Raw genomic sequence first — 20,579 nt, forward strand, 5'->3', positions numbered from 1 at the left:
CCGGCCTTCTCGCTACGCGCGCTGTTGATCGGTGTGGGACTCACTGCGGTCTCTTGTGCATTGCTCGTCCAGTGGCCGGCCGTTGCCTTGCTGGCATTTAGTGTCACGCTTGTTTGGTTCGCGTTGCTTGCCAGGAAGGTCGACGCAAAACGGCGTCCGGGTTATCTCAGCGTCATTGCGTTTGCGTTTGTCGGATTGCTATTTCTTGCGCTAGTAATGCCAGCCGCCCAAAGGCCGCTCCCCCGTCGTAACGTGTGCATGAGTAATATGCACCAACTCGGGCTGGCCTTGGCGAATTATCACGCCAACAACGGCTGCTACCCTCCTGCCTATTTTGCCGACGCACACGGGCGTCCGCTTGTCAGTTGGCGCGTGCTACTGTTGCCGTACTTGGAGAACCGGCAACTGTACGACGAGTGGAAAAGGCACGCCGACGAGCCGTGGGATGGTCCACACAATATTAAATTGAGCCAACAGGTTCTCGAATTCTTCCACTGCCCCTCCGACCCTGGCCCTGCGACCGAAACTAGTTACGTGGCGGTCGTCGGACCCGGCACGATCTGGCCGGGAACGGGAAAGGTCAAGGAATCTCAAATCAAGGACGGTAAGTCAAATACGATCTTGTTGGTCGAGGTCGCGAACTCCGGAATCAATTGGATGGAGCCGCGAGACCTCGACCTCAAGAATCGCGCGCCGGGCGTCAACGCACCGTCGGGTCTCGGCGTCTCCAGTGGGCATCCGGGGTGCGCGTGCATCCTTTTCGCGGATGGCCGGGTCTTAACGATCGACGAGCACATCACCGACAAGGACCTGCAGGCGCTACTGACGATCGCAGGCGGCGAGACCGTGCGGTGGCCTTGAACGGTTGTAAGGTTTGGCGCGGCTGGCGATACGCTGCTGATCTCCGTGCAACGCGATTCTTACCACCGCGTCTGGGTGTTTTCGGTGCGCAAATTTGTATACTACAGTTCAGGAATGGGGGGCGACCGGCCCACGGGCGGGGTCGTCACGAAATCATGGCGTGCCCAGCAAAGCATTGCCAACAAAGCATTGAAGGAGAAATCGCTTGACCACTGAAAAGACCACCCCGGCCGAATCCGAAGCTCCCGCCGGCGAAGCGCCCGCGCAACGCCAGCAAGTGAAGGTCGATGATTCGCACATCACGGCCTCGTACGCGAACTTTTGCCGCGTGACGGGCACGCCCGAGGAACTGATCATTGATTTCGGCCTCAATCCGCAGCCGTTCGGCATCCCGCAAGAGCCGGTGATCGTGACGCAACGCATCGTCACGAACTATTACACCGCCAAGCGCATGCTGCACGCCTTGCAGTTGACCGTGCAGCGGCACGAAGCCACGTTCGGCGTGCTGGAGACCGACGTGCAGAAGCGCGTCATGCCGAGCGCCCGGACTCCCGCCGCGCCGCGTAGCTAGCACTGCTGGCGACGCGCCTGTCGTGAAATCTCGGTGGGTGGCCCTGACAACTCGTTGTCAGGGCGCCGGAGGCGCTGCGGCCTGGCCAGACGCCAAATTCCGGCGGTTTCTTATTGCTGCGCGACGTGCAGGCGGGACGCCTGCATCCCAAGAAGTCGATGCCAGGCGAATTGTGGTGCGGCCGTCTCGGCTGCACGCGCCAGTCGGCTTGACCTGCCGCGCCAAAGTCTTTAACGTCCTGCACCCCTGACGGGGAGTTTCGTAGGCCAAACGTTCGGCCTGCGCTCCCCTTGCGTCGGGGAGACTTGTTGCAGGAGTCGTGTCATGGAAGTCACGAAGTGGACGGGCGCGATGCTCGTGATCGCGGCGCTGTCCGGCGGTTGTTGTTGCAATCAGCCGGGTTCATGGTGGGGCGGAAGCACGTACGCCGCGCCGGCCGCGTATTCGACGCCCGCGGCGCCAGGCACCTATCCGGCGCCCGTGTATAGCGCTCCGGCCGGCGCCCCCGTAGCGGCGCCCGTCGCGACGCAGCCGACGACGACCACGACGCTGCGCTAAGGGTCGCGCGGTCGGCAAGCGGAGTTGGCGAATCTCTTTCGCGGGGCGCTAGAGGATGCTGCGCGCCTGACGAACTTCTTAGGCCGACTCATAGGCGTTCCTGCTGCGAGCCGTTGGTTACTCGCGAGGCAGTTGCACGATCTCGCCGCCGGCATAATTCGGAAAGACGACGAGGGCGGCCGACGCGAGGCGCGTCCCCCAAGATATCGCGCGGATCATCAGATACCCCCTGCGACATATACCGTTATGACCTGTGCGCCGCGGTTCAATGAACAGCTCAATGAACAGAAGCCGCGGTATTGCACAATGAGGCGCTTTACTGCGGCAATTGAACGACTTCTCGCCCGGCATACGTCACCAAGGCCTTGAATACGCTCGGGTCGATGGAACGGGCGATCATGCGGACAGAGCCGTCACTAAACAACGCTTCGAAGCCGTTGGGGCGAATTTTTCCCAACCCGGCCAGGGGTTTTTCAGGATCGAAATGAAAATCGTCAGGCTTGGTCCATTCCACGGCAAGGTCCGGGTCGGCCTCGACCACCAGGATCGTATTCGAGGTGCCATCAATCATCTGTGCCAACCGTAAGCCAGGCTGCGGAGCGAACCCGCCGAAGACCGTACCTTCGCCTGTCATGGCCAGGTAGTTTGTTTTGCCCGGCTCGCTCATGGTGGGGTTCGTGAAGACGGGCGGCATGCGGGCGATCAGCTTCTTGTTGTGCTCGCTATCCCACGGCTCGTCGAGATGAAACTCTTTGTACAAGGCGGCCTGGTCGAGGTATGGCAAAACGGCGACCCGCCAGCTCAAGAGCGGCTTTCCATCCTTGTCGCGAATCGCCCGGGCGGGCAAGCGGTTGTACGCGTCGTGATGGTTCAGCATGGCCAGACCGATCTGCTTGAGGTTGTTCTGCGATTGGGCGCGCCGCGCGGCTTCGCGCGCCGATTGAACGGCCGGCAGCAGCAGGCCCACCATAATGCCGGTCGAGGCCATGGCCGGCGCGCCGTTCAGTAGGGTTACTTCGACCCGATCGTCGACGACGCGCACGTCGATGCCGTCGAGCAATTTCCCGACCACGCGCTGCGTGTATTTGCCGAGCGCCGCCTGCGTGGGATCGGCCTGCGGGCCCCCCACGCCCGCGGCGACCTGCGCCTCGATAAACTGGCGCGCGAGCGCCTTGGCTTTCTCGGCCAGTTCTTTCAGCTCCTTGGCCGCGTCGGCATTCTCTGCGCCGATGCGCGCCGCGACGCCCAACTCTCCTTTGAGATCGATCGACAGCTCGACCCATTTCAGAAGTTGAGGCACTTTCAAGAACGGTTGAAACGGCGGCGGCAGCGGCGGCAGATTTTGCATCCCCAGCATGACCAGCGGCCGCACGGTGGCGAAATCGAGCACCGCCACGGCCGCCTTCGACGTGTCGGCTTGCTGGAGCAACCTGGTCAGGCCCGTATCAACCTTGCTGGCCGCCATCATGTTCTTCACTTGCCCGTCGGTGCCGATCAACAGCGTACGTTCGTCGGGGAGATAGAAACTAAAGCCCGAGGGTTGTGTCGCGCGGCGATATTGTTTGCCGGCGTGGGTTGCCTCGACCGTTCCTTCGCCGATCGCGGTCAACACGGCTGCTCGGTCGTACGGTTTGGCAAAATGCAGGATCGCGCCCAAACCAGGCTCTCCGTTGGCCAGGCCCGACATGCCGAAAATACCGATCGCCAATTCGATATCGCGCGGATCGACGCCCAGGTATTGCTGGCCGGCGGCGACAACGACCTCGATGGGCAGGAACTCGAGTTCCGGTGCGGCGAGTGCTTCCCGCGGGTGCAAGACAACGGCCGCCACGGCATCGGCGCTGATGTAAGAAAGATCGAGCGGTTCGGCGGCGCTTGCGTTGGCCGACGCGACCAGAAGGACGATTGCCGCGAAGCTCGCGGTCGAAGACGACGCACGGATCATCACACACCTCCTGGAGAAAATGGACGCTGCGGATGAATGAATCGGTGCTGCGGCGTAGCACGCGCCTCGAGGCGGCTACTTGCTGGCTTCCCTCACATAGATGGGGCTCGTAAGAATCCACGGGCGCGGCTCGCCGGCCAGGTTGAGCCACACTTCGACCCGATACACGCCCGCTTCGCTGACGGCATGTTCGAGCGTGCTTCCATCCTGCTCGGCGACGACTTCCCCGTTGCGAATCAACTTGAGCTTGCCGGCCAACGGGGCCGCGGCTCGCAGGCGCAGATCGTTCGGGCCCGGGACTTCGCCGCCGATGGTCCAGGTTTCGTTGTCGCGGTCGGCCTGAAACACAAAACCCGTCGGATCGCCCATCCAGTCGAAGGCGACGTACGCGCGACCCCCCTTGAGTGCATCCCACACACTGTCGTGGGTTAGTTGTTTCATCAGCAGGTGCGTGCTGACGTGGCGAAAGCTGCGCTCGTACGGATCGAGATCCAGCTCGAAGACCAAATCGCCGGGCTGCTTGCCGGACACCATGGGCTTGATGAGCGGCACCTTGTCGGGATCGAGCGTGAGGAGTTTCTTGCCCAGCGCGTCGTCGAGCTGCATTTTGCCGTCGTCGGTCACGCGACCGCGGAACGCCTGGTTATGATGCGCGTCGTTGGCCGAGACGCCTACGTGCCGCGTTTGCTGGCACATTTCGTCGAATTTCTTCAAGTAGCCAGCCGGATAATCCTGGAGCGCCGCGAACGTCTCTTGCGGGAATTGCTTGACGGCGGGAATGAGTGCCAACAGGCCGATCGGCGTCTTCAGAGAGGAGATGAACTTGGTCTCCTCCATGAAGTCGGCGTGCGTGTTGTAGATTTCCGTTCCGGTCAGGCCGGTAATGTTCCAGTCCATCCGCTCTTCAAGATGGCAGAGAAAGATCAAACCGTCGTCGCGGCGCACCAGGTTGGCGAATTCCTGCGGCGTGCCGGTCTTCTCTTCTTTCAGGCTGCGGGTGGGATAGGCGAGGAATCCGCCCGTCTCGGCGCCGGGTATCAAGAGCACGCCGTCCTTCACGCCTTGATGGCCGTCTTTGAAATAGTCGTAATGATCGGCCGGATGCTCAGTGAACATGATCACGCGCACGCCGGTGGCCTTGGCGGCGGCGAGGATCTCTTCGATCGTGCCGCGGCTATCGTGCGAGAACGCCGAGTGTACGTGCAACAGGGCCCGCACATCGTCGTAGGCACTTTTCAAGTCGACCGGCACGCGCTCATTCTGCAGCGCCAACACGCGGGCGTGCGTGGCGCGCAGCCGCTCCATGCGCATCCGCTCTAGCGCGTCGGCCGAGACGCGTGAGACCGGCAATAGACAGAGAAGTGGAACTAACAATCCGCCAAAGATTCGCATCGCGTGTGTTTCTCCCAGAGCGTGGCACATGGTCCGGTCAATCGTAACATCCGGCCGAGGACGACGATACACGCGCACGGCAGGAGAACTGCAAAGTTGAGATGCTGCGCGCGTATCTTCTGTAGCCGGCCTCTGTGCGGCCGGGATTCCACGTGCCGCTTCCGAGGTCACAGACCCCGGCTACAGACCTTGCAGTTCTCCTGACACTCGCACGGCGGGCGGATTGCCGGTCGCGGCGTTAGAATGATCGTGCGCAAACGAATTGTTTTTGTATGGTGCCCTTTGGGCATCACGGCGTTGACATTGGATCATGGTGCACGCAGTGCACCCTACGAAGGACCCTCTTTGATGTCGAACGATGCTGACCTGCTGGCCGAGTTCCCGGTGATCCTCACGTTGCCCGTACAGTGGGGAGACCAGGATGCCATGCAGCACGTGAACAACGTGGTGTACTTTCGCTGGTGCGAGTCGGCGCGGATCGAGTACTTCGGCCGCATCGGCCTGGCCGATCGACGTACGGCCGAACACGTCGGCCCGATCCTGGCGTCGATCAAGTGCGACTTCCGCCGGCAGTTGAACTTTCCCGACACAATCCGCATCGGCGCGCGGATCGTACGCATCGGCCGCACCAGCCTGACGATGACGCATCGCGTCGAGAGCCAAGCGCAGCGGGCGATCGTGGCCGAGGCCGAATCAACGATGGTCGTCTTCGATTACGACTCGGGCAAGCCGCATCCTGTGCCCGACGCCATGCGCACCGCGATCGAATCGCTGGAAGGGCGCACATTCGCGCAAGGGCAGTAGGGCGAGAATGGGGCAGCAGACCAACGTTCGGCTTACTTCTCTGCCAGCAGCTTTTCGAGAAGCTTCGTCCCCTCTTCGTCGTGCATGCGCAGCTGTCCGGCCACTTTGCCCTGGCGGTCAATCAGCACATACGTCGGATAGCTCCAAACGCCGTAAACTTCGGACGCCTGGCTGAGCGCGCGATTCTCGATCATGCCGCCGCGGTGCTTTAGCATCTCGGCTGGGACCAGCGCGACGGAATAAGGAATATCGCGGCCGCGCCACAGGTCCTGACGAAATTCCGCAACCAAAGCGTCCATCTCGGCAGGCGTGTTCACCGGCGGCTGGTCGTGGGTGCGAACGTCGGAATGAATGCCGATGATCACCAGCCCGCGGTCGCGATACTTGTCGTGCAGCGCGAACAGCTTGGGCATCGTGCTGATGCACGCGCCGCACCAATAGCCCCAGAAATCCAAGAGCACCACCTTGCCGCGCAATTCCTCGAGCGTGCCCGGCGAACCGTTCTTCCAGGCGATCACGCCGGGAATCTCGGGCGCCGTTTGCCCGACGAGAAGCGCCATGTTCGAGGCGGGCAACTTGATTGTGCCGAGGTCGAGCGCGCCTTGAGTCGCTTCGACGTGGAGCGCTTGCTTCACGGCGTGCGTGTCGGTCTGGCCGTCGACCTCGAGCTCGTAATCGCCTGGCGGCAGCGCGAAGCGGACTTTCGGCCAGCCGGAATGGTAGCTGAGAACGATCTTGCCGGCATTCTTCACGTCAACTCGGAGGCCGCCCGATGGTGTCATGTGGCGTTCGGCCAATTCGGGGCAGGTTACGGTGCCTTCGATGGTTCGCTCCTCGACGAGCGTTAGCCGCAGCGGTTTGCCGAGCTGCTCCGGGCCTATGATCGCGACGCCGGCCAGTCGTCGTGCGGCCTGCCGACCGGTCAAGCAAAACCCTTCGACGCGCCACCGGTCCCCCTCGGCCAAGGGCACGCTTGCCAGGCCGGCGCTGTTCGACCGCGCGCTTATTCCGCGCATCGTCCACTTCAGGGCTTCGTCCGCGGTCGCGTCGGCCTTCCGCAGGAACATCGTCGCGCCAAAACCGACGTCAGCTCCGGCGACGGGCTGACCGGCAGCGTCGACAACTTCGACAGCGAGCGACGCCGGTGCGGCTTTTTGTTGCTCGTCGGCAAGGCAGAATGCGGCGATCGGTCCGGCAACCAATGCCGCGATTGCGATAATGCGATTCACAGGCACCTCCTTGTGCAATTCGAGATCTCTTTACCAGCGCAACACCAGCACCGGGCAGTGCGCGAGGCGAATCACTTTCTCGGCCACCGAGCCGATCAGCAAATGCCGCAGCCCGGTGCGGCCGTGCGACGGAAGGACGATCAAGTCGGCTCGTTCATCCTTGGCGAAGGCGGCGATTTCGGTGCCCGGATCGCCGAAGACTACCTTCATCTGCACGCCGGCATATTTCTTATCCGCGAGCTTTTCGCGCATGGCGTCCAGAGCGTGCCGCTCGCGCACCGAGTTATCGATCGTCGTCCAGATGACCCCCGGCTCGGCCGGGTCAAGCACTGGCAGGACGTACAGCGCGTGCAGGGCCGACGTCGAATCGACCATGTCGAGCGCCGTGTCCAAGGCCCCGAAGGCCTCGTCCGAAAAGTCGATCGGCACGATGACGCATTTCTTGGGTAGCCAGGGCACGATTGTGCGCTCCTTGTCGTGGGGTGAATTGTCTGCAGGCGAGCCGCCGCTCGATTTCGTCCTGCAGGCGCGGTTGTAACGCCTGAAGTGGCTTCGAGTCAACGATTTATGGCAGCAGTAACACGGCAGGGGCCATTTTCGACATATTCGGTTGCTTAAAATGTCCAAATGCCTATTATGGTCATAGATACGTCACCGCAGGCATTGCGATTGGTGCCCCTCATGGAAACTTCATCAGCGCTCAGTTCCGCCACGAGTGATGGTCAGGTCCTGGACCTGATGCGTCGTCACGGCGCCATGAGCGTCACGCAAGTGGCACGGGCTACCCGCGTTACGGCGACCGCCGTGCGGCAACGCCTGACACGGCTGATGAGCCTCGGCCTTGTCGAGCGCGAGCTGCCAACGAGTGACGGAGGCTGCGTTCCACGCGGTCGCCCCAGCCACCGGTATTCGCTCACCGAGAAGGCGCGGCGGCAGGCCGGGAACAATTTCCCTGATCTGGCGATCGTCCTGTGGGACGAAATCCGCCATGTGAAGGACCAGGAGGTCCGTCGCGGGTTGCTTGAACGGATCGCCTCGGCCATGGCGGCCATGTACCGCGACCGTGTTCACGGCTCTACGCTTGCTGCCCGGATGGAATCGCTGCGGGCCCTGTTTGGCGAACGGCGCGTGCCGCTGGATGTGGAACCTGATCACCGGGCGGACGCCAACTCGCGTGACGGCGGAGCCGCGAAGGAAGCGGGCGGTCCGTCGCTGCCGCTTTTGACCGTGGCCGAGTGCCCCTACCCCGAGTTGGCCGAGAAGGATCGGGGCATTTGTGCCGTGGAAAAAATGCTGTTTGCCAAGCTGCTCGAAGAGCCGGTACGCCTATCGCAATGCCGCTTGGACGGACACAGTTGTTGCCAATTTGAAACCAATTGACCCGGTTTAAGACCCACGGGTCGTCGGATATAGTGAGGGGCTTTGACACGCCCAATTTCCCGGGAATTGGGCAGCCAGCTTGGCACCTCGAAACGACGGAAAGACGAATCATGAGTGAGCCTTGGATCGAAGGGCGGTTTGAAGAGAACTTTGCCATCACCACGGTCGAACAGGCCATCAACTGGGCCCGCCAGTCGAGCATCTGGCCGATGACGTTCGGTCTGGCCTGTTGCGCGATCGAAATGATGGCCGCCGGAGCCAGCCGCTTCGACATGGACCGTTTTGGTGCGGGTGCCTTCCGTGCTACGCCGCGTCAGGCCGACCTAATGATTGTGGCCGGAACGGTGACCTACAAAATGGCCAGCCGCGTCCGCCGGCTCTACAACCTGATGCCCGATCCGAAGTTCGTGATCGCGATGGGCGCCTGCACCGTCGGCGGTGGCCCCTACTTCAAGTATGGCTACCACGTCGTTAAGGGCGTGGACCTGGTTGTGCCGGTCGACGTGTACGTGCCGGGCTGCCCGCCGCGTCCCGAAGCGTTGCTCGAAGGCTTGATGCGCATTCAGGACAAGATCAAGGGGCACCACATTGCTCGCAAGGCCCAGGCGCCGGCCGGCGTCAAGGTCGACGACGAGTTGCCGTTGCCGCACCACTCGGGCTATGTCGACGTCGTCGAGCGCGAGCCCGTCTTCGATCACCAGAAAATTACCGGTTAATGACGTTATGCGTGACAGCGCATGAAAACCCTCTCCCCCTGGGAGAGGGCAGGGTGAGGGGCAGTTTTCGAGTCTTACGTCAGCTAAGTTTCAAAGAGCATGATCAACGTGAATAGCCAGCCTCGCGAAACGCTTCGAATCAAGGACCTGCACGTCTCGGTCGGCGAGCGCGAGATTCTGCGCGGTGTGAATCTCACCATCCGCCGCGGCGAGACGCACGCCCTGATGGGACCCAATGGCTCGGGGAAGAGCACGCTGGGGTACGCCATCATGGGGCACCCCGGTTACGAAGTGACGCAGGGGACGATCGAACTGGAAACGGCCGACGGTCCGTTGGTCAATGTGCTCGAGCTGGAACCCAACGAGCGAGCGCGGCACGGTATTTTTCTCGCTTTCCAACGCCCGATGTCGATTCCCGGCGTGAAGATGGCCGACTTCCTGCGTCACGCGACGACCAACGTTCGCCGTCCCGATCGCAAGGAGGGGGAAGAGCTGCTGCCGATGCGCGACTTCCGCAAGGAGCTGAAGGCGAAGATGGAGCAGTTGCGGATGGACCCCGAGTTCGCCCGCCGCTACGTCAACGACGGCTTTTCAGGCGGCGAAATGAAGCGGGCCGAGATTCTGCAGATGGCCATGCTGCGGCCGAAGTTCGCCATCCTCGACGAAACCGATAGCGGCTTGGACGTCGACGCGGTCCGCCTGGCCAGCCAGAGCATTGCCGAGATCGGCGGCGCCGACATGGGCATCCTGATCATCACGCACCACGACAAGTTGCTGGAACACAACCGCCCTGACTTCACGCATGTGATGCTCGGCGGCCGGATCGTGGAAACCGGCGGAGCCGAGCTGGCCGACGAGCTGCACCAGTCGGGCTACGATCGCATCCGCGGACAGTACCCCGACGCGGCCGCCGACGAAGCCGCCATGAAGCAAGAGAAAACCACGGCCGTCGCCGGCTGAGCGTTTTGCGAATTACGAAGCACAGAATACATCCACAGATTTCGCAGATCGCACAGATAAAAGAATCGCGAAGCCTGTAGCCCAAACTTTTCCAGGACCAAAACGATCATGGCCACCGACCTTAAGTCAAACACCGACGGGCTCGGTCTCGGCGAGATCAACAAATACGATTTCCGCAACGCCGAGAAGTACGTCTTCAAAAGCCGCAAAGGGCTCGACGCCGAGATCGTGCACCAGATCTCGGACATGAAGAACGAGCCGGAGTGGATGCGCGAATTCCGGCTGCGCAGCCTGGAGATTTTCAACTCGAAGCCGATGCCGCACTGGGGCGGCAATATCGACATCGATTTCCAGGACATCTTCTACTACATCAAGCCCTCGGATCAGCAGGGACGCAGTTGGGACGAAGTGCCCGACGACATCAAGCGCACCTTCGACAAGCTGGGCATCCCCGAGGCGGAGAAGAAATTCCTGGCGGGCGTCAAAGCGCAGTACGAAAGCGAAGTCGTGTACGGCTCGCTGCGCGAAGACCTGGCCCAGCAGGGCGTGATCTTCACCGACACCGATTCCGCCGTGCGCGAGCATCCGGACCTGGTGCGGGAGTATTTCAGCACAATTATTCCGCCCACCGATAACAAGTTCGCCGCGCTCAACTCGGCAGTCTGGTCCGGCGGCTCGTTCATTTACGTCCCCAAGGGCGTGAAAATCGAGTTCCCGCTGCAGGCCTATTTCCGCATCAACGCCGAGAGCATGGGCCAGTTCGAGCGGACGTTGATCATCGTCGACGAAGGGGCGCAGATTCACTACGTCGAAGGTTGCACGGCCCCCATGTACACGACCGAGAGCCTGCACTCGGCCGTGGTCGAGATCATCGTCAAGAAGCACGCCCGCTGTCGCTATACGACGATCCAGAACTGGGCCAACAACATTTACAACCTGGTCACGAAGCGAGCCGTGGCGTACGAAGATGCCACGATGGAATGGATCGACGGCAATCTCGGCAGCCGCCTGACGATGAAATATCCGGCCGTGTACATGCTCGAGCCGGGTGCCCGTGGCGAGATTCTGTCGATCGCCTTTGCCTCCAACGGCCAGCATCAGGACGCCGGGGCCAAGGTCGTGCATGCCGCGCCGCATACTTCGAGCCGCATTATTTCGAAGAGCATTTCGAAAAACGGCGGTCGTTCCAGTTATCGCGGGCTGGTAAAGGTCGAGCCGGGCGCTCGCAAGGCGAAGTCGAACGTCGTCTGCGACGCCCTGATTCTCGATTCACACAGCCGCAGCGACACGTATCCTTACATCGAGGTCGACGAGCAGGACGTGTCGATCGGCCACGAGGCCAGTGTTTCGAAAATTGGCGAGGAACAACTGTTCTACCTCACCAGCCGCGGCCTGTCCGAGGCCGAAGCCAGCACGATGATCGTCAGCGGCTTTATCGAACCCTTGGTGAAAGAGCTGCCGATGGAGTACGCCGTGGAAATGAATCGGCTGATCGAGCTGCAAATGGAGGGGACCGTCGGCTAATCACCGCGAGATCGGCGCCGCGAACGCCGCCTCGATCAACGACAAACACCACTGCCGCGAACGTCTATTTAGCCGCCGGGCTCGCCCGGCGGTCTTCGTTTACACCACAAGTTGCCGCCCGTACTCAATCAAACGCAAGTTTTCATGCCATCCACCGCGACGCCGACCGGTTTCACGCAAGACGCTTTTGACGCCTTTCTCGCCCCACGCGACGAGCCGAGCTGGCTGGCCGACGCACGTCGCACGGCGTGGAGCGAGTTTCAGCGTCTCGGCATGCCGTCGCGCAGCGACGAAGAGTGGATGCGCACCGACCTGCGTGTCTTCCACCTCGACCGATTTTCGCTGCCTGGCGAGCTGCCGGCCGGCGCGGTGGCGCCGGTGGCGCTGTTGAGTCACGGCGTCGACCTGGCCGGACATGCCGCGACGCTCAACAGCCGGCACGTGACCGGGGAGTTTGATCCGTCGCTTGCCAAACAAGGAATCATCTTCGGCAGCCTCGACCGGCTGCTCGTCGAGCACGCGGATCTGCTGCGTCCCTATTTCGAGAAAAAAACCATCGATCCCTCGAAGGACAAATTCGCGTCGTTGCACGCGGCGGCCTGGTCGGGCGGAACAGTGCTGTACGTTCCGCGCGGTGTGGCGGTCGCAAAACCCCTGCACATCTTGAACGGGCTGGCGGGCGGCGGCGTCGATCTCGGCAAGACCCTCGTCATTCTCGAAGAGGGGGCGGAGGCAACGCTCCTATCGGAAACAGCAGGCGGTGAGGGCGACCCTGGCCTGCATTGCGGTGCGATCGAAATCTTTGTCGGCCGCGGCGCCCGCTTGCGCTACGTCAACTTGCAGAATTGGGGGAGCGGCGTCTGGCATTTTGCCCATCAACAGGCGCTGGTCGATCGCGATGGTCGGTTGCAATGGACCATCGGCGCGCTGGGCGGCCGGCTGGCCCAGGTCAATCAGCACGTGGCGCTCGTCGGCCCCGGGGCCGAGGCACAAGTCAACGGCGTCATGTTTACCGAAGGGAAGCAGCAGCTTACGTACAACACGTTGCAACACCATCGGGCCGATCATTGCCGCAGCGATCTTTTGTACAAAGGGGCCCTCCAAGATCGCTCGCGCGTCGTATGGCGCGGCATGATCAAGGTCGATCAAGGCGCGCAGAAGACCGACGGCTATCAGCGCAACGATAACCTGATGCTTTCGGAGCACGCCCGGGCTGATTCGATCCCGGGGCTCGAGATCGAGGCCGATGACGTTCGCTGCACGCACGGATCGACGGCCGGCCGGGTCGACGACGAGCAGGTTTTTTACGCCCGCAGCCGCGGCCTGACGCGCAAAGAAGCCATCCGCATGATCGTGGCCGGCTTCTTCCAGCAAGTGTTCGACCGCATCACGATCGAAAGCGTCCGCAACGCCCTGGGCGAAGCCATCGGCCGGCGCATCAGGGAATACGACTGAAATGCAGAAGTCAGAATGATGAATGCAGAATGAAGAAGCAGACGCATTCTCATCGTTCATCATTTTGCATCATTTGCTTGGCATCTCGCCCACAACCGCCAATACGTTTGCCGAACTATGGACTTCGTCCGCGTCGCCAAGGTTTCTGACATCCCTGATCCCGGCAAGCAGATTGTCGAGGTCGAAGATCGACTGGTCGTGGTATTCCACGTGGCCGGGCAGTTTTACGCCCTGGACGACGTCTGCACGCACGACGGCGGGCCGCTGGGCGAGGGAGCGCTGGAAGGTTTTTGCATCGCCTGCCCGCGACACGGCGCGAAATTCGACATCCGCGACGGCCGCGCCCTGACCATGCCGGCCACTCGGCCGACGGTGGCCCACGAGGTGAAAATCGAGGGAGACGACATCCTGGTGCGGCTCCGCGAGGAGTAATTGCTAGAATTGGAGAGGACATGCCGCCATAAGGGCGTATCGCAGGCACCGAGGTTTTCTCGAAGAGAGCCATGGATCTTGATGTTTTTAGGAAGGCAGTCCTCGAAAGCAAACTGGTCGCCGCCGACATTCTGGATAATGCCATTGCACGATTCATGTATGGCGATCGCGCTCCTGGTTCACGTGGGTCGGATCTCGAGGCACTGGGAGATTACCTGGTATTTGAACGGCTGATGACCTTTTGGCAGTTTTTGGCCCTATTGCACGGACGTCGCAATTTCCATTTCTCGAATTTTCGGCTTCTTGAGCAGGTCCGCGATGGTAGGGAGAAATGGGCTTATCTTGCCGAGAACATGACCACGAAAAAGACGGTAAAGTTATCGATAACATGGCCCTTAAAGTGGCCCACGGACGATACGGCGACCATTTACGCATGGTCCGCCGACGAGGTTTCCGTGCCTGAAATTTCTATCATTGACGAGAACGGCAATCGGCCGCTTCCGGACTTCGACATTTAGAATCTCGACATTCGACATTTTCCCACAGGTGCCTTATGCCGGTGAACGAAGAAAGTGTCCGCGAGGCGCTCAAGCAAGTCATTGACCCCGAGTTGTTCGTCAACATCGTCGACCTGGGGCTGGTCTACCTGGTGACGGTCGCCGACCTTGAGGACGGCAAGCAGAAGGTGTCGATCGAGATGACGATGACCAGCCCCGCCTGCCCGGCCGGCCCGCAATTGATCCAGCAATCGAAAGACACGCTGGGCCGGATCGAGGGTGTGGGCGAGGTCGAGGTAAAGCTGGTGATGATTCCCCCCTGGACGCCTGACCGCATGACCGAAGAGGCCCGCGATCAGTTGGGGATCTTTTAGCGCACATCTGCCCGCACAATAGCAGCAAAACATAGCGTGCGCATCTTCGTCTTCGAGTACCTCACCGGCGGTGGCTTGCTGGCCGGAGATGATTCCTTGCCCGGCAGGGCGTCGCTTGCGCGCGAGGGGGCGACGATGGTGACGGCGCTGGCCGCGGATTTCGCTCGGGTTCCCGGCGCCGAGGTCGTTGTTCTGCGCGACCCCTGCGTGAGGCTGCCCGTCCTCGACCGCGTCGAAACGCGGCTCGTCCGCACGGTGGCCGAGCGGGACGAGGCTTTCGCTGCCGAGGCGGCAATGGCCGACGCGACGATCGTGATCGCGCCGGAGTGCGATGGTATTTTGCTGCGCTGTGTCGAGCGCGTGATGCAATGTGGCGGCAATTTACTAGGCCCGGGGCCGGAACTGGTTCGCCTGGCGGCCGATAAGCACGCGACCACGGAACAATTGGGAGAGGCCGGCGTGCCTGTCCCGCGCGGCGCGGTTTTACCTGCGCCCGGAACCTGGCCGCGCGAGCTCGCTTTTCCGCTCGTACTCAAGCCGCGCGACGGCGCTGGCTCGCAAGGTCTGCGGTTGCTCGACGGGCCGCTGCCAGCCGTGGAGTGGCCGGCCGATCCCGCCCGCTGGCGCATCGAAGAATTTCGATCGGGCGTGGCTGCCAGCGTCGCTGTACTGTGCGGGCCGGCAGGGCACGTCCCGTTGCAGCCTTGCGAGCAGAAACTCGCGACCGATGGCACGTTCCAATACCAAGGGGGATCACTGCCGCTCGACGAGGCACTGTCGCAACGCGCTGCACAATTGGCCGGCAGAACGGCCGCGGCGCTACCGGCGCCCCGCGGCTACATCGGCATCGACATGGTGCTGGGCGATCGGCCAGACGGCAGTGACGATGTCGTGATCGAAATCAATCCCCGCTTGACGACCTCGTACGTGGGCATGCGGGCCGCGACGCGTGATAATCTCGCTGGAGCGATGCTGGCCGTGGCCGGCGGCGAGCGGCCCACATTAACATGGACGAACGACCGGTGGGAATTCACCGCCGACGGCGTCGTCACCCGTCCCACGGCCGCCGCTCGCCATTGATGGATTCCGTCTGTTAGTCGCCTTGCTGTGTGCCGCAAAGATGCCCATCCTCGCGCTTGATGTCGGCGGAGCGAATCTGAAGATCGCCGACGGCGCCGGCCACGCCGCGAGCGTTCCCTTTCCGCTGTGGAAAATGCCGGAACGGCTGCCGGCTGCGCTTTCAGAACTGATTCGCGCAGCGCCGCCCGCGGAGCGATTTGTCGCCACGATGACCGGCGAATTGGCCGATTGTTTCGAGACAAAAGCCGACGGTGTGCGGGCGATCATCACTGCGCTCGAGGAAGCGACCGCCGATCACGACTTGCGCATCTATTTGACGGACGGTTCCTTCGTCGCGCCCGCGGCCGCGATGGCACGCCCGCTCGAAGCCGCCGCGTCGAACTGGTACGCCCTGGCTTGCTTCGTGGCGCGCTACGTGAGTTCACCGGCAGGATTACTCATCGACATCGGCAGCACGACCTGCGATATCATCCCGCTTGTCGACGGTCGCGTGGCAGCCGAGGGGCGAACCGATCCCGCGCGGCTGGCGTCCGGCGAACTGGTCTACACGGGCGTGGTGCGCAGCCCCGTATGCGCCGTTGCCCGCAACCTGCCTTGGCAAGGTCGATCATGCCCGACGGCGCATGAATTGTTTGCGACGACGCGCGATGCGTACTTGCTGCTCGGCGAGCTGGCCGAAGACCCGGCGGCAACCGACACCGCCGACGGTCGTCCCGCCACGCGCGCTGCCGCTCGTGACCGACTGGCCAGGACGATTTGTGCCGATCGCCACATGTTCAGCGCCGATGATGCGCTGGTTGCGGCCGAAGCTATTCGCGAGGCGCAAGTCGAGCAGATTTCAGCGGCCGTGGCGCGCGTGGTAGCGCGGCTGCCTGTCCGACCAGTCACGATCGTGCTGGCTGGCGAAGGAGAGTTTCTCGCGTACCGCGTGATTAATCAACTGCGACTGGCCGTCGAAACCATTTCGCTCAGCGCAAAGCTCGGGCCAATCGTCTCGCGCTGTGCGCCGGCCCACGCCCTGGCCGTACTCGCGCGAGAATCGCGATCGTAGGGTGCACGGTGTTCACAGGGCACCCTACTGCAAACACCTCGGGGTCGCAGACCCCGGCTACAGACGTAAGGATCGCCGTGTGGAGCGTCCGCTAATCCAATAGCCGGCGGTACTCGCCCATCCAGTACGGCAAAAGAATGAACGTGCCGTCGTCACGGGCTCGACCGTCGCCGCCGTGATCGAGCTGGTACGGATCGCCATTCCATTTCATCACATGGCGCTCGGCGATGGGAAGCACGCGATCGCCGCGCACGCGCTTGAACCGATTCGTGATCGTCACGGCCACGTCGCGGCGGTGGCTGTTCTTCACGCCCCACATCGTCGTGTCCTGCGGCACTTCACGGAACCACTCGATGCACTCGTCGCGATCGTATTCCTCTGGTGGCACGAGGCCGGCGTCGGGGCGTTTGAGTGGATCGGTCCACTGGTTGGCTTGCAAGCCCGCTGCGTAAATGAAATTGAAAAACGGGCTGTGTTCCGGCCGTTCCACCATCCAGGTGCGCCGCAAGCTGGCCATGTATTTCGTGCGCAGCTCCGGATCGCGCTCGTAGATCACTAGCGGGTAGTAGGCCGTGAACGCCAGCTCGTCGTCGCTGTGATTGGTCATTTCCACCGGCCAGGTGTGCTTTTGCAGCACGGTGTTGGTCGCGTAAGCGTGCTTCTCGATCAGCTCCTTGGCCGCCGCCGCATAGCGCGGATTGCCCGTGATGTGGTCGGCCACTTTCAAATGCGACAGGATTTCCAGCGAGTTCAGCCCGCGATCGCCGAGCCGCTTCAGATCATGATTCAGCTTCTCGGGCGCCCACACGCCCCAGGTGGTCGGTTCGCCTGACGGCCCGACGTAATAGAAGCCGTGATCGATAATATGATCCGTGATCCGCGCGACGTAGGCGGCGATCTCCTTCTTTTCCTCGTCCGTGGCCGCGATGTCGTGGTAGATCGAATAGGCGAAATAATGGCCGTCGACTTCGTCGCTCGAAGTATCCCCCTTCCACCACCACTTGCCATCGGCCGACTTGTGCCATTCGCCGCCGTGCTTCCACGAGTCGTCGTCGATCACGAGGACGCTGCGGGCGACAAAGCCTGGAATGCCGGTGATACGTTCCAGGAACATGAGCGCCTCGAGTGCGGCCCGCGCGTTTCGCTTGGCCGCCGGATCGCCGGTAGCCCCGTAGCGGAAAGCCTCGGCCGCGACGTACAGGCTGGTCCATAGCCCATCGTTATCGTTGGTGTGCTGCCGGTAGCCGGCCGCCAGGTTGCCGGGCTCCTTCAAATAGACGTCGCCCACGAGTCCGAAGCGCAAATGGTGCTTCTGTATGTTGTCGTCGATCTCGGCCATCTTGCGGTCGAGCGTCATGTCCTGCTGCTTGATGCGCACGGTCCCACCCGAGGTAATGACGACAACTTCATTCGGCTTGACGACACTCAGTTCGCGCACGTCGTCGGCCGGCAGCCAGCGGCGCGAATGAAAGACCCGCCACCGCGCAGCATTTGCCGATAGCAGCATCAGGCCATGCTGCGATCCGACCCACAGGCTGCCATCCGCAGCCCGCACTCCGGTCGTGACATCTCCAAACGGCGGGATCGGCTTGCCTTGCTCGAGGTCGGCGAGTTGCTTGCTCGACAATCGTTCGCCGATGCTCGCGGGCAGATTTGTCGTGTTAACGGGCTCAGCGGTCCAAGCCTTGTAGGTATCATCGTGGACCGCCAAGAGCGCGGCGCAGCACAACAAAGCATTCATCAAGCAAACTCCTTCAAAGGGGCGGTCACGCGTGGCGTCAGGGCAAGGCGAGTCGGGCAGGACAGCAAGGTGTGCAAGCTCATAACTAGCCGCCGGCCTCGGGCTTCGCAAGAGTATGAACGGCATAGGCCGCGCGAAAATGCTGCCCTCTGGTAGGGTGCCCTGTGGGCACCACGCGTTTCGTGGCGAGAAGATGGTTCCCCTAGCAGCCTGTTGAAAAAAGCCCTCGTGGCTTTTTTCAACCTCGCCAAGTGCGAAGCAAAGCTTCGCACGACTCGCAAAATAACGACATACGTCGATATTTTGCCATCGCATCCCTGCGATGTCGCAGCCCGTTGAGTTCTTCAACAGGCTGCTAGGGCACCCCTACGACTGCGACTGCCGAAAAGGTGCGAAAACGCAAAATCTCCCAAAAGTGGCAAGCTGTCGGTCAAACTCCTATGATCGGAGGGTCTTTTCGATTGCTGGCGGGCGAATCTTCCTACCGTCGCCGACCGGGCGTACGACGGCCGGTGCAATAAACAAATCGCAAAGGGTTTCGACGATGCGCGACACGCAAAACGGCCACCAGCGGCGCGATTTCTTGAAGTCAGGCTTGTTGGCCGCCGCAGGCACTACCGCCCTCGGCCAACGCATCGCCGGCGCCACGGCGCCGGCCGAAAAATCGATCGAGCTCTCGACCGGCAAACTGCCCACGCGCAAGTTCGGCAAGACGGGACACACGCTGCCGATCCTGGGCATGGGGGGCTCGGCCATGGTCAAGCTCTTTGCCGCCTCCTACGGTATTGAGCTTCTGTCGATCGACCAGCGCGTCGCCATGGTGCGGCACGCCTACGATAGCGGCATCCGCTATTTCGACACCGCCCGCGTCTACGGCGAAAGCGAATCGATCATGGGGCGCGGTTTGAAAGGCGTGCGCGAGAACGTTTACCTGGCCACGAAATGCCACCTGACCGATCCCGGCCAGGTGCGCAAATGCGTCGAGACATCGCTGGAACAACTCGGCACCGATTACGTCGATTGCGTGCAGATCCACAGCCCGGCGATCGAACGCGTCGGCTTCGACGGCGCGATGAAGATTCATGCCGAGTTGGTCAAGCTGCGCGACGAAAAGATGCTGCGCTTCATCGGGCTGACGACGCACGTCGCCTTCGAGGACGTGCTAAAAATGATCGGCACCGGTGGATTCGACCAGGTCCTGCTGGCCTATGGCTACTTTCGCCGCGGCATGGACACAATCCTCTCGAACACGAAAGTCGAATATCGCGACCAATGCCTGGCCAAGGCGGCCGACCTGGGCATGGCGATCGTGGCCATGAAAGTCATGGGCGCGAACATCTTCAGCCACAATTCGAAAAACCTCGTGGCTGATTCCGACCCGGCCGTGCTTGCGCGCTTGCCGGCCGCGGCCATCCGCTGGGTCCTGCAAGATCCGCGCATCTCGATGCTGAATATCGGCGTGTCGATGCCTGCGGATATCGATCAGAACCTGGCGACGCTGACCGGCAATCTCACCTATACGAACGAAGATCGCACGCTCTTGGCCGAGTTTTCGGCCAAAGCCTACGGCTCGGAAACCGTGCAGAAGATGAAGGTGACGTGAGCGAGTTTTTTTAACGTCGGCGTGCCGCGACCCAAGGAATTCAAAACGAAGCCAGGAGGAGAAACGACGCTGATGTTGCTGCGCCGGCGCGGTTAGCGTTGCCAATTCATCATTTCTGCACTCATCATTTTCTTCTCCGTGTCTCCTGTGTCTCCGTGGTGCATCTCTTTCCTTTTTTTGCTGCCTGCTGCCCTCTGCCGACGCTTTCACCTACCAGCCGCAGGCAAGCGCGCACTGCACAAATGAGAAACTACTGAAGATCGAACAGTTTTGCATGCAGGTGAGCGGATACAGGAACCGCTGCGGATCGTTGGGCGTCGGATTCGCACCCGTAAGCACATCCCAGGTCGTTATCAATTCGTCAGGGTGGTTCACGGCCGGACGTATGACGCGCTGCGTGGGCGGC

The 20,579-nt window shown here is 61.8% G+C and carries 20 protein-coding genes; 15 read left to right on the plus strand and 5 right to left on the minus strand.

Annotated features, from left to right (window positions below; translation table 11 throughout):
• Positions 1-216 precede the first annotated feature (216 nt).
• From VHD36_23530 to VHD36_23540, 3 genes are all read left to right on the plus strand, one after another.
• Positions 217-861, plus strand: a complete 645-nt coding sequence (locus VHD36_23530; GenBank protein HVU90322.1) for a DUF1559 domain-containing protein — start codon at positions 217-219, stop codon at positions 859-861.
• A 205-nt stretch (positions 862-1,066) separates the two neighbouring features.
• Positions 1,067-1,432 carry a DUF3467 domain-containing protein gene (locus tag VHD36_23535; protein HVU90323.1) on the plus strand — a complete coding sequence of 122 codons (366 nt, stop codon included), beginning with the start codon at positions 1,067-1,069 and terminating at the stop codon, positions 1,430-1,432.
• Positions 1,433-1,756: 324 nt separating this feature from the next.
• Positions 1,757-1,990 (plus strand): hypothetical protein, encoded by a 234-nt coding sequence (locus tag VHD36_23540; protein ID HVU90324.1) that lies wholly within the window; start codon positions 1,757-1,759, stop codon positions 1,988-1,990.
• A gap of 316 nt (positions 1,991-2,306) precedes the next feature.
• Here VHD36_23540 and VHD36_23545 read toward each other — a convergent pair whose 3' ends face one another.
• Positions 2,307-3,935: a DUF1559 domain-containing protein gene (locus tag VHD36_23545; GenBank protein HVU90325.1), complete on the minus strand. Its 1,629-nt coding sequence runs from the start codon at positions 3,933-3,935 to the stop codon at positions 2,307-2,309.
• A gap of 75 nt (positions 3,936-4,010) precedes the next feature.
• A complete protein-coding gene (locus tag VHD36_23550; GenBank protein HVU90326.1) occupies positions 4,011-5,327 on the minus strand; it encodes a PHP domain-containing protein in 1,317 nt (438 codons plus the stop codon).
• A 348-nt stretch (positions 5,328-5,675) separates the two neighbouring features.
• Between VHD36_23550 and VHD36_23555 the strand changes: the two genes are divergently transcribed.
• Complete coding sequence (locus tag VHD36_23555) at positions 5,676-6,131, plus strand: thioesterase family protein (protein HVU90327.1); 456 nt, start codon at positions 5,676-5,678, stop codon at positions 6,129-6,131.
• Positions 6,132-6,163: 32 nt separating this feature from the next.
• Here VHD36_23555 and VHD36_23560 read toward each other — a convergent pair whose 3' ends face one another.
• Positions 6,164-7,360, minus strand: a complete 1,197-nt coding sequence (locus tag VHD36_23560) for a TlpA disulfide reductase family protein (protein HVU90328.1) — start codon at positions 7,358-7,360, stop codon at positions 6,164-6,166.
• A 30-nt stretch (positions 7,361-7,390) separates the two neighbouring features.
• Entirely contained in the window at positions 7,391-7,819 is a 429-nt protein-coding gene (locus tag VHD36_23565; protein ID HVU90329.1) for a universal stress protein, read from the minus strand.
• Positions 7,820-8,041: 222 nt separating this feature from the next.
• Between VHD36_23565 and VHD36_23570 the strand changes: the two genes are divergently transcribed.
• From VHD36_23570 to VHD36_23615, 10 genes are all read left to right on the plus strand, one after another.
• Positions 8,042-8,740 (plus strand): MarR family transcriptional regulator, encoded by a 699-nt coding sequence (locus VHD36_23570; GenBank protein ID HVU90330.1) that lies wholly within the window; start codon positions 8,042-8,044, stop codon positions 8,738-8,740.
• Positions 8,741-8,850: 110 nt separating this feature from the next.
• Entirely contained in the window at positions 8,851-9,456 is a 606-nt protein-coding gene (locus VHD36_23575; GenBank protein ID HVU90331.1) for an NADH-quinone oxidoreductase subunit B family protein, read from the plus strand.
• A 108-nt stretch (positions 9,457-9,564) separates the two neighbouring features.
• Positions 9,565-10,416 (plus strand): Fe-S cluster assembly ATPase SufC, encoded by an 852-nt coding sequence (gene sufC, locus VHD36_23580; protein ID HVU90332.1) that lies wholly within the window; start codon positions 9,565-9,567, stop codon positions 10,414-10,416.
• A gap of 108 nt (positions 10,417-10,524) precedes the next feature.
• Positions 10,525-11,940, plus strand: a complete 1,416-nt coding sequence (sufB, locus tag VHD36_23585; GenBank protein HVU90333.1) for a Fe-S cluster assembly protein SufB — start codon at positions 10,525-10,527, stop codon at positions 11,938-11,940.
• A gap of 144 nt (positions 11,941-12,084) precedes the next feature.
• Positions 12,085-13,395 (plus strand): Fe-S cluster assembly protein SufD, encoded by a 1,311-nt coding sequence (sufD, locus tag VHD36_23590; protein HVU90334.1) that lies wholly within the window; start codon positions 12,085-12,087, stop codon positions 13,393-13,395.
• A gap of 117 nt (positions 13,396-13,512) precedes the next feature.
• A complete protein-coding gene (locus VHD36_23595) occupies positions 13,513-13,827 on the plus strand; it encodes a non-heme iron oxygenase ferredoxin subunit (protein HVU90335.1) in 315 nt (104 codons plus the stop codon).
• Positions 13,828-13,898: 71 nt separating this feature from the next.
• Entirely contained in the window at positions 13,899-14,345 is a 447-nt protein-coding gene (locus VHD36_23600; GenBank protein ID HVU90336.1) for a hypothetical protein, read from the plus strand.
• Between the two features lie 35 nt (positions 14,346-14,380).
• Positions 14,381-14,698, plus strand: a complete 318-nt coding sequence (locus tag VHD36_23605) for a metal-sulfur cluster assembly factor (protein ID HVU90337.1) — start codon at positions 14,381-14,383, stop codon at positions 14,696-14,698.
• Between the two features lie 36 nt (positions 14,699-14,734).
• Entirely contained in the window at positions 14,735-15,778 is a 1,044-nt protein-coding gene (locus tag VHD36_23610) for an ATP-grasp domain-containing protein (protein HVU90338.1), read from the plus strand.
• Positions 15,779-15,818: 40 nt separating this feature from the next.
• Positions 15,819-16,829, plus strand: a complete 1,011-nt coding sequence (locus VHD36_23615) for a hydantoinase/oxoprolinase family protein (GenBank protein ID HVU90339.1) — start codon at positions 15,819-15,821, stop codon at positions 16,827-16,829.
• 91 nt (positions 16,830-16,920) lie between these two features.
• Here the strand turns inward: VHD36_23615 and VHD36_23620 are convergent, their stop codons facing one another.
• Positions 16,921-18,570 (minus strand): hypothetical protein, encoded by a 1,650-nt coding sequence (locus tag VHD36_23620; protein HVU90340.1) that lies wholly within the window; start codon positions 18,568-18,570, stop codon positions 16,921-16,923.
• Positions 18,571-19,114: 544 nt separating this feature from the next.
• On the opposite strand from VHD36_23620, the gene VHD36_23625 reads away from it, so the two are divergent.
• Positions 19,115-20,173 carry an aldo/keto reductase gene (locus tag VHD36_23625; GenBank protein ID HVU90341.1) on the plus strand — a complete coding sequence of 353 codons (1,059 nt, stop codon included), beginning with the start codon at positions 19,115-19,117 and terminating at the stop codon, positions 20,171-20,173.
• Positions 20,174-20,579: the final 406 nt, after the last annotated feature.

This window comes from Pirellulales bacterium (assembly GCA_035546535.1).
In the GTDB taxonomy this organism is placed as follows: Bacteria; Planctomycetota; Planctomycetia; order Pirellulales; family JACPPG01; genus JACPPG01.